10 protein-coding genes are annotated in these 8,654 nt (G+C 63.7%); 5 read left to right on the top strand and 5 right to left on the bottom strand.

What is annotated here, in order from left to right; all coding sequences use genetic code 11:
- Together BLX41_RS06315 and BLX41_RS06310 are read left to right on the top strand one after the other, a co-directional pair.
- Nucleotides 1-384: RecQ family zinc-binding domain-containing protein (locus tag BLX41_RS06315; RefSeq protein WP_185073414.1), on the top strand; the 384-nt coding region annotated here is incomplete at its 5' end.
- A 113-nt stretch (nt 385-497) separates the two neighbouring features.
- Nucleotides 498-932, top strand: a complete 435-nt coding sequence (locus tag BLX41_RS06310) for an acyl-CoA thioesterase (RefSeq protein ID WP_123724201.1) — start codon at nt 498-500, stop codon at nt 930-932.
- A 25-nt stretch (nt 933-957) separates the two neighbouring features.
- Here the strand turns inward: BLX41_RS06310 and BLX41_RS06305 are convergent, their stop codons facing one another.
- From BLX41_RS06305 to BLX41_RS06290, 3 genes are all read right to left on the bottom strand, one after another.
- Complete coding sequence (locus BLX41_RS06305) at nt 958-1,431, bottom strand: YMGG-like glycine zipper-containing protein (RefSeq protein WP_123724200.1); 474 nt, start codon at nt 1,429-1,431, stop codon at nt 958-960.
- A 299-nt stretch (nt 1,432-1,730) separates the two neighbouring features.
- The gene (locus BLX41_RS06300; RefSeq protein ID WP_123724199.1) at nt 1,731-4,079 is read right to left on the bottom strand and encodes an FdhF/YdeP family oxidoreductase; all 2,349 of its coding nucleotides are present in this window, start codon (nt 4,077-4,079) and stop codon (nt 1,731-1,733) included.
- Between the two features lie 279 nt (nt 4,080-4,358).
- Nucleotides 4,359-5,246, bottom strand: coding sequence for a LysR family transcriptional regulator (locus BLX41_RS06290; RefSeq protein ID WP_123724198.1), 888 nt, complete (start codon nt 5,244-5,246; stop codon nt 4,359-4,361).
- Between the two features lie 136 nt (nt 5,247-5,382).
- On the opposite strand from BLX41_RS06290, the gene lysM reads away from it, so the two are divergent.
- Nucleotides 5,383-5,823, top strand: a complete 441-nt coding sequence (gene lysM, locus BLX41_RS06285; protein ID WP_123724197.1) for a peptidoglycan-binding protein LysM — start codon at nt 5,383-5,385, stop codon at nt 5,821-5,823.
- A gap of 69 nt (nt 5,824-5,892) precedes the next feature.
- On the opposite strand, the gene yrfG is transcribed toward lysM, so the two are convergent.
- Nucleotides 5,893-6,555: a GMP/IMP nucleotidase gene (gene yrfG, locus BLX41_RS06280; RefSeq protein ID WP_123724196.1), complete on the bottom strand. Its 663-nt coding sequence runs from the start codon at nt 6,553-6,555 to the stop codon at nt 5,893-5,895.
- Between the two features lie 65 nt (nt 6,556-6,620).
- On the opposite strand from yrfG, the gene nudE reads away from it, so the two are divergent.
- On the top strand, nt 6,621-7,187 hold the full coding sequence (gene nudE / locus BLX41_RS06275; RefSeq protein ID WP_123724195.1) for an ADP compounds hydrolase NudE: 567 nt from the start codon (nt 6,621-6,623) through the stop codon (nt 7,185-7,187).
- Between the two features lie 11 nt (nt 7,188-7,198).
- Nucleotides 7,199-8,026 carry a 3'(2'),5'-bisphosphate nucleotidase CysQ gene (gene cysQ, locus BLX41_RS06270; protein WP_123724194.1) on the top strand — a complete coding sequence of 276 codons (828 nt, stop codon included), beginning with the start codon at nt 7,199-7,201 and terminating at the stop codon, nt 8,024-8,026.
- A gap of 142 nt (nt 8,027-8,168) precedes the next feature.
- Here cysQ and BLX41_RS06260 read toward each other — a convergent pair whose 3' ends face one another.
- Nucleotides 8,169-8,624 (bottom strand): thioesterase domain-containing protein, encoded by a 456-nt coding sequence (locus BLX41_RS06260; protein ID WP_123724193.1) that lies wholly within the window; start codon nt 8,622-8,624, stop codon nt 8,169-8,171.
- Between the last annotated feature and the right edge of the window lie 30 nt (nt 8,625-8,654).

Raw genomic sequence — 8,654 nt, 5'->3', positions numbered from 1 at the left:
CGGATTCACGCCATGCTCGACCTGTTTGCCACCGAGCAGTGCCTGGGGCATCGGCTGGCGCAGTATTTTGGTGACGATCAGGCGCCCCAGCGTTGTGGACATTGTTCAGTCTGTCATGGCCAGGTGGCACGCCTGCCGGAGCCCCCCGTGTTGCCAGCGCTGGTGGATAAGAACTTCAACGGGCTGTGCGGCGATTTTATCCACAGGCATCAGCAGCACACCGGCGATGTGCCGGGCGCGGAGCGACTGACGCGCTTCCTCTGTGGCATCAGCGTGCCCTTGTTCACCAAGCTCAAGGCCCGCGGCATTCCCGGTTTCGCAGTGCTGGAGGACTATCCATACGCTACCGTGCGTGAGTGGTGTGAGGTTCACCTGGCCGTCTGACGAGCCACCGGCGCACATGGACGCAAAAGGGTTTGCCCAGGCTTGGGTGTCTGCGGTGAAATGCCGGGCGATCAACCGATCGCCCGGCCTTCAATCCATGGGAGAGAGCCCCGATGTCCGAGCCTATGCCGCAACGTGGCGATTATCGCCACTTCCAGCCGATCATCACCCGCTGGCACGACAACGACGTCTACGGCCATGTGAACAACGTCACCTATTACAGCTTCTTCGACACGGCGGTGAACACCTACCTGATCGAACAGGGCGGGCTGGATATCCATGATGGCGAGGTGGTGGGATTCGTGGTCAGCTCGGCCTGCGACTACTTCGCTTCCATCGCCTTTCCCGAACGTATCGAGATTGGCCTGCGAGTCGGCAAGCTGGGCAACAGTTCGGTGCAGTACGAACTGGCGGTATTCAAGGCGGGAGAGGCGGATGCCTGTGCGGCGGGGCGTTTCGTCCATGTATTCGTGGATCGGCGGTCGAACCAGCCGGTGCCGATTCCGCCCGCGTTGCGAGCGGCCCTGGAGCACCTGCTGGTGGTTTGACCCCGATACCTGTCGCGCGGCCAGATCAGTCGCGATAGTGACGGTGCTTGCGATGCCCGTAGGCATGGCCACGGCCACGGTGGCCATCGCGGTAGTAGCGACGGTCATCGCGGCCACGGTAGTCGCGATCTTCCCGGGCGCTTTCATTGCCCATGTAGTTGCCCAATGCGCCGCCGGCGCCACCGCCTGCCGCGGCCCCGATCAGGCTGCCGGTATTGCCGCCCATGCTGCGGCCTACCACGTTGCCGCCGGCTGCACCCAGGGCGCCACCAATGGCTGCCTGGCCACGGCTGCGTTTGTCCGCGCCCACCGCGCTACCGCCGGCGCCACCCAGGGCCGCGCCGATGGCCGAACCGGTATTGCCGCCGATCTGCTGACCGACCACCGAGCCTAGAACCCCGCCCAATGCGCCGCCCACACCTGCTTCAGTGGTGCCACCGGCAGAGGCGATGCCACTGACCAGGCCAAGGGACAACAAGAGAATCGAGGAGAACTTCATGGGGGAACCTCAAAGGGATGACGGCGCGATCCTGAGGCTGTACCGCGGCGCTTACAAACGAAATCCGACGAATAGCACGAGTTGTACACAATCTCGTAACTTACTGTTTTTATTGCGGAACTTAAGTGATTTTTACGGGTCTTTAGCTACTTCGGAACGGCCGCTTTTATGCAAAAGCGGCCTTTTTTGTGTCCGCGATTCAGAGTCGTGGGGAGCCGTTCGCCGGCAAGCCGGCTCCTACGGTTCACGCGCTAACCGTAGGAGCTGGCTTGCCAGCGAAGAGGCCCTCAAGTCAGGCATCAGGCCGAGCGGGCCATGATCAGGCCGTTGTCGCTGGCCGCTTCCAGGCGGATGGCGATGAACTTCGACGTCGGGGTGTGGCTGCCGTCGCCAGTGCTTTCCAGCGGCACCAGGGGGTTCACTTCCGGGTAGTAGGCCGCAGCCTGGCCGGCCGGGATGTCGAAGGCCAGCAAGGTGAAGCCCTTGACCCGGCGCTCGCGGCCGTCATCCCACAGGGAGATGATGTCGGCCTTCTGCCCCGGCTTGAAGCCCAGGCGGATGATGTCCGCTTCGTTGGCGAACAATACGTCGCGCTGGCCCTTGACCCCGCGATAGCGGTCATCGAGGCCGTAGATGGTGGTGTTGTACTGATCGTGGGAACGCATGGACTGCAGGATCAGGTCCGGCAGTTGGCCGGTGGCCCGGGTGCGTTCGTGGATCAGGTCCTTGGGCAGCAGATTGGCGCGGAAGTTGGCGCGTCCCGACGGGGTGTTCCACTGGCGCGAACCGGCACTGTTGCCCAGGTAGAAACCGCCCGGGTGCTTGAGCCGTTCATTGAAGTCCCTGAAGCCGGGAATGGTGTCGGCGATCAGGTCGCGGATGCGTCCGTAGTCGGCCGCCAGCCAGTTCCAGTCCACCGGCCGGCTGCCCAGGGTCGCGGCGGCGATACCGGCGAGGATCCACGGCTCGGAGCGCATCTGCGACGACAGCGGCTGCAACTGGCCGTTGGAGGCGTGGACCATGCTGAAGGAGTCTTCCACGGTCACCGTTTGCGGGCCGCCCGCCTGCTGGTCGATGTCGGTGCGGCCCAGGCACGGCAGGATCAGCGCGTCCTTGCCATGGGCCAGGTGGCTGCGGTTGAGCTTGGTGCTGATCTGCACGGTGAGGTCGCAATTGCTCAGGGCCTGGAAGGTCCGCGGACTGTCCGGAGTGGCTTGGGCGAAGTTGCCCCCCAGGCCGATGAATACCTTGGAACGGCCTTCAAGCATGGCGTGGATCGCCTCGACCACGTTGTGGCCGTTGTCCCGGGGGACCTTGAACTGGAAGCGCCGCTCCAGGGCATCGAGGAATGCCACAGGCGGGCGTTCGTTGATGCCCATGGTGCGGTCGCCCTGCACGTTGCTGTGGCCACGCACCGGGCACAGCCCGGCGCCGGGCTTGCCGACGTTACCCCGCAGCAGCATCAGGTTGGCGATTTCCTGGATGGTCGGCACCGAGTGGCGGTGCTGGGTGATGCCCATGGCCCAGCACATGATCACGTTCTTGCCCTTGGCGTACATGCGTGCCGCTTGCTCGATTTCCACCAGGGTCAGGCCGGACTGCTCGACAATCCGTTCCCAGGGGGTGTCGTCGATGGTGCCCAGGTAATCGAGGACGTGGGCGGTGTGGGCGTTGAGGAAATCGTGGTCGAATACCGACGCCGTCCCGGCTTTCTGCGCATCGCGCTCCCACTGCAAAAGGAACTTGGCCATGCCCCGCAGCAGCGCCATGTCGCCGCCCAGGGCCGGGCGGAAATAGGCGGTGTTGGTCGGGCGATTGCCGTTGGTGAGCATTTCGAGCGGGTTCTGCGGGTGCTGGAAGCGTTCCAGGCCGCGCTCCTTGAGCGGGTTGACGCACACCACCTGGGCACCGCGCTTCACCGCTTCGCGCAGCGGTTCGAGCATGCGCGGGTGGTTGGTGCCGGGATTCTGGCCCCAGACGAAAATCGCGTCCGCATGTTCGAAGTCGTCGAAGGTCACGGTGCCCTTGCCGACTCCGACGCTTTGCGCCAGGGCTACGCCGCTGGCCTCGTGGCACATGTTCGAACAGTCGGGGAAGTTGTTGGTGCCGTAGGCGCGCACGAACAGTTGATACAGGTACGCCGCTTCGTTGCTGGCCCGGCCCGAGGTATAGAACTCGGCCATGTCCGGGCTGGGCAGGTTGTGCAGGTGCTTGGCGATCAGGCTGAAGGCGTTTTCCCAAGTGATGGGCTGGTAGCGGTCGGTGTCGGCGTTGTAGCGCATCGGCTCGGTCAGCCGGCCCTGGTACTCCAGCCAGTAATCACTTTGTTCCAGCAGGGAGGTGACGCTGTGCTTGGCGAAGAAGGCCGCGTCCACCCGGCGCTTGGTGGCTTCCCAGTTCACCGCCTTGGCACCGTTCTCGCAGAATTTGACCATGCCGCTTTCCGGCGAATCGCCCCAGGCGCAGCCCGGGCAGTCGAAGCCGCCGTTCTGGTTGGTCTTGAGCATCATGCGGATGTTCTTCAGGGCGTTGTCGCTGGTCAGCCAGGCCTGGGCCACGCTGATCAGGGCGCCCCAGCCACCGGCCGGGCCCTTGTAGGGCTTGTAGCGGGCAACGGGTGTCTGATCGGCTTGGTTGTGTGTACTCACAGGGGTTCTCCATCGCGGGGCTGTGGACCCGCGGCGCACAGTTCAGCGGCAGGTGGGCAAGGTTGAGGCGGTGATGACGCGGCCATTGCACGGCCTGGCGAGTGTCATCCGCTGGCGGGCGCTCAAGGTGGCTGTGGGTCTGGCTGGCGCCGAGCGCGAGTGCGGGAGTTGCCGGGGCTGGCATTGAGTGAGGGACCAGCGGCCATCGGGTCCCAAGACTAAGCGCGGCATTGTGTCGCGTCTAATTGCTAGTACTGATCTATTGATAGATGGCGTCGATCAAGAATGGCAGAAGGATTCCTGGTAGAGGGTGAAGCAGGCTTGCGCCAGGGCCGAGCGCGGCGCGCTGCGGCGCATGATCAGGCCCAGGCGGGCCAGGGTCTGGGCGTCGGCGATGGGATGCAGGCGCAGGTGCTCGGTGAGGGTTTCCAGGCCGCTGTCCAGGGGCATCACCGCGCAGCACAGGCCGCCATGGACCATCTGCACCAGCTGATGGACGGCGTCGGTCTGTAACACCGGTTGCGGTTGCAGGCCACGAATGTGGAAGTTGTGGTCGATGGACTGGCGAAAGTGCATGCCGCTGGTGAGCAGGCCCAGGGGCAGTTCGATCAGCGCCTCCCAGCTCAGGGGCTGCTCGCCGAAGCTGAAGTGCCGCTGGTCATAGAGCAGGCCCATGTGGGTCGGTTGCAGGGGCTGCGAGTCGAAATTCTCGCTGTCCAGGCGCTCCAGATAGGACACCCCGAGGTCCAGGCGATTGCTCGCCAACTGTTCGAGGATCTGCTCCGAACTCAGGGACGAGAGTTCAAAACGCAGGTTCGGGTGCTCGGCATGCAGGCGCTGCAGCAGTGGTTGCGGATTGAAGCTCGACAGCGGCACAACCCCCACGCGCAGCGTGCCCGCCAGGTTGCCGCGGCAGGCGGCAGCCTCGGCCAGCAAACCGTCATAGGCGGTGATGACGCTACGAGCCCAGGCCAGCACCCGTTCGCCGGGGGCGGTAAAGCCTTCGAAGCGCTGGCCACGGTTGACCAGGGGCAGGTCGAGCTCTTCCTCGAGGCTGCGCAGGCGCATGGACAGGGTTGGCTGGGTGATATGGCAGCGTGCGGCGGCCTGGCCGAAGTGGCGGGTTTCGTCGAGGGCGATGAGGAATTTCAGCTGCTTGAGGTCCATCTTCGCTCCAAAGCGGCAAAAGGCCGGGATTCTACCGCGCCGGTGAGACCTTGGGGCACTGGTCGCCCGGGAACCTCATTGGCTGAGTCTGGTCTAGTCTTTCGCGTCTGGATCTATCAACCAAGGAGTGTGCGACATGAGTATTTTCAGCTTTGTGAAAGAAGCCGGTGAAAAACTGATCGACCTGCTGACCCCGGGCAATGCCAATGCCAGTGAGCAACTCAAGGAGCACATCGAAAAGGTCGGCCTGGGCAATCCCAATGTCCACGCCACGGTGGAAGGTGACAAGGTGATCGTCAGCGGTGAAGTGGCGAGCCAGGAAGAGAAGGAAAAGATCCTCCTGGCCCTGGGCAACATCGCCGGTGTCGGCAGTGTCGAGGATCAGATTACGGTGACTGGTCCCGCGGTGGTTTCTGCGGTGTTCGTCACCGTTAAGAAGGGCGACACCCTGAGCGCCATCGCCAAGGTGCAGTATGGTGACGCCAACAAGTACAACAAGATCTTCGAGGCCAACAAGCCGCTGCTGTCCCACCCGGACAAGATCTACCCGGGCCAGGTGCTGCGCATCCCTGAATGATCGACCCTCTTCTTCGCGGGCAATTCCGCTCCTGAGGGTCTGTAGGAGCGGGCTTGCCCGTGAAGGGCTTCACAACCCTTCGATCAATTCCCGGTAGTCTCCCACCGCCGCGAACTCCGCCGTGTCCTTTGGCCCTTTGCGGCTGTCCGGCTGGCTCACCGCGAGCAATTGCGCCACGCCGAAATCCCGCGCGCTGCGCAGAATCGGCAGGGTGTCGTCGATGAACAGGCTGCGGGCCGGATCGAATTGAATGTCGGCCTGCAGTGCATCCCAGAACTGCGGATTCTCCTTGGGGAACCCGTAGTCGTGGGAACTGATCAGGCGCTCGAAGTAAGGCGCCAGTTCGATCCGCTCCAGCTTCAACGACAAGGAGTCACGATGAGCGTTGGTGATCAGGATCACCCGCTTGCCGGCCTTCTTGATCGCCGCGAGAAAAGTGTCGGCATCCGGTCGCAGGGCGATCAGGTGGGCCGTTTCCAGCTTCAGTTCGCGCACCGAGAGCTTGAGCTCGGCGCTCCAGAAGTCCAGGCAATACCACTGCAACTGGCCGGCGTTGCGTTCGAACAGCGGTTGCAGCTCCAGCTCGGCCATGGTCCGGCTGACCCCGTGCAACTCGGCGTAACGCTGGGGCAAGTGTTCCATCCAGAAGTGGTTGTCGTAGTGCAGGTCCAGCAGGGTGCCGTCCATATCCAGCAGGACGGTATCGATATCGCACCAGGGCAGCAGGGCCATTGAACACTTCTCCAGCGGTAAGAAAACAGCCTGTATAGTAACCCGCTATCGCCAAGGAGCCCGCTATGCGCCAGAAACCCACTGTACTCGCCCGCGAGATCGTCGCCACCAGTCGTCTGTTTTGTGTCGAAGAGGTGCAGTTGCGGTTCTCCAATGGCGTCGAGCGCACCTATGAGCGCCTGGTGGGCAAGGGGGCGGGTTACGGCGCGGTGATGATTGTGGCGATGCTCGATTCCGAGCACGCGGTGCTGGTGGAGGAGTATTGCGGCGGCACCGACGCCTACGAGCTGTCCCTGCCCAAGGGCCTGATCGAACCGGGGGAAGATGTGCTGGCGGCGGCCGAGCGTGAACTCAAGGAAGAGGCCGGTTTTGGCGCACGGCAACTGGAGCACCTGACCGAGCTGTCGCTGTCCCCGGGCTACATGAGCCAGAAGATCCAGGTGGTACTGGCCACCGATCTGTATGAAGAGCGCCTGGAGGGCGACGAGCCTGAGCCGATGCGGGTCGACAAGGTCAACCTGCGCGAGCTGGCCAGCCTGGCGCAGAACCCGCAATTCAGCGAAGGCCGGGCCCTGGCCGCGCTGTACCTGACCCGCGACCTGCTAAGCCAACGCGGAGCCTTTCCTGCATGAGCATGACTTCGATGAATTTCCCCCATTCTTTATTGGCGCCGGTGGCCGAGTTGGCCTTGCGCGCCGGCGAGGCGATCCTGCCGTTCTGGCGCGCCGATGTGGCCGTCGAGCACAAGGCCGACGAGTCGCCGGTGACCGCTGCCGACCTGGCGGCCCATCACCTGATCGTGGCTGGCCTGAAGGCACTGGACCCAAGCATTCCGGTGCTGTCCGAAGAAGATGCCGACATTCCCCAGGCCACTCGGGCCGGTTGGCAGCGCTGGTGGCTGGTGGACCCGTTGGACGGTACCAAGGAGTTCATTTCCGGCAGTGAGGAGTTCACCGTCAACATTGCCCTGATCGAACAGGGACGGGTGGTGTTTGGCGTGGTGTCGATGCCCACCAATGGCCGTTGCTACCTGGGCGGGGCCGGCCTGGGGGCCTGGCGTGTGGATCAGGGGCAGTCGCCGCAAGCGATCCAGGTGCGTGAACAGCCGGGGCCGGGCGAAGCCTTTACCGTGGTGGCCAGTCGGCGCCATTCAAGTCCGGAGCAGGAGCGCTTGCTCAGTGGTTTGAGCGCCGCCCTGGGTGAATTGCAATTGGCCAATATCGGCAGTTCGTTGAAATTCTGCCTGCTGGCCGAAGGCGCGGCGGACTGTTATCCGCGCCTGGCGCCGACTTCCCAATGGGACACCGCGGCGGCTCAGGGGGTGCTCGAAGGGGCGGGTGGCGAAGTGCTGGATCTTGCCGGCGCCCCGTTCTGCTATCCACCCCGGGAGTCCTTGCTCAACGGCTTCTTCCTGGCGCTGCCGGCCAAGGCGCCGTGGCGCGGAAAACTGCTGGAGCTGGCCCGCTCCTGATCGCTCTGCGGCGACTTGCCTCTGCCACCCCTTGTGTAGGAGCCGGCTTGCCGGCGAAGGGGCCCTCGAGTCCTGCGCAAGAATTTTCGGCCTCTTCGCTGGCAAGCCAGCTCCTACAGGTTCGAATCGGGTCGCAGACGGGTTAGCGGTGCAGGACGTACTGGCCGGCAAAGCGTACGGCGTCTTCTTCACTGCCGACGTTGACCACGCGGCTGTGCAAGGTCAGGCGGGCACGACCGTAGCGTTGGTACATCGAGAGGAATTTCTTCCAGACCTTGTCATCCGGCGCCGCGCAGATCGCCACGGCATCGCCGGTCACCGGTAGCGGGTAGCTGATCTGCCCTTCCTGGATGACGATATGCCCGTCATCTATCCCTTGCTCCTTGAGCCGCAAATGCAGCCAGCCCCAACCGGCCAGCACGGCGCCGCAGTACAGGCTGCCGCCGAACATGGTGCTCTTGTGGTTGACGTTGGCGTCCAGCGGCAGTTGCAGGCGCAGTTGCTGCGCCTGCCAGTCGAGCACCTTCAGACCCATGTCCCGGGTCAGGGGAATATCGTGATGAAGGATGGATTCCAGGTAGCGACTGTCGCGGTTCATGCACGGACCTCAAGGGTTGAAGGGGGGGCG

It is taken from the genome of Pseudomonas protegens (assembly GCF_003732485.1).
GTDB lineage: Bacteria > Pseudomonadota > Gammaproteobacteria > Pseudomonadales > Pseudomonadaceae > Aquipseudomonas > Aquipseudomonas protegens_B.
Note: the sequence above shows the minus strand (reverse complement) of the source record. Positions and strands in the feature narration are given on the sequence as shown.

What these genes read in the sequence shown, in the direction of transcription:
- BLX41_RS06310 (WP_123724201.1), top strand. Translation starts at nt 498, where the DNA reads ATGTCCGAGCCTATGCCGCAACGTGGCGATTATCGCCACTTCCAGCCG.
- BLX41_RS06305 (WP_123724200.1), bottom strand. Translation starts at nt 1,431, where the DNA reads ATGAAGTTCTCCTCGATTCTCTTGTTGTCCCTTGGCCTGGTCAGTGGC.
- BLX41_RS06290 (WP_123724198.1), bottom strand. Translation starts at nt 5,246, where the DNA reads ATGGACCTCAAGCAGCTGAAATTCCTCATCGCCCTCGACGAAACCCGC.
- lysM (WP_123724197.1), top strand. Translation starts at nt 5,383, where the DNA reads ATGAGTATTTTCAGCTTTGTGAAAGAAGCCGGTGAAAAACTGATCGAC.
- yrfG (WP_123724196.1), bottom strand. Translation starts at nt 6,555, where the DNA reads ATGGCCCTGCTGCCCTGGTGCGATATCGATACCGTCCTGCTGGATATG.
- nudE (WP_123724195.1), top strand. Translation starts at nt 6,621, where the DNA reads ATGCGCCAGAAACCCACTGTACTCGCCCGCGAGATCGTCGCCACCAGT.
- cysQ (WP_123724194.1), top strand. Translation starts at nt 7,199, where the DNA reads ATGAATTTCCCCCATTCTTTATTGGCGCCGGTGGCCGAGTTGGCCTTG.
- BLX41_RS06260 (WP_123724193.1), bottom strand. Translation starts at nt 8,624, where the DNA reads ATGAACCGCGACAGTCGCTACCTGGAATCCATCCTTCATCACGATATT.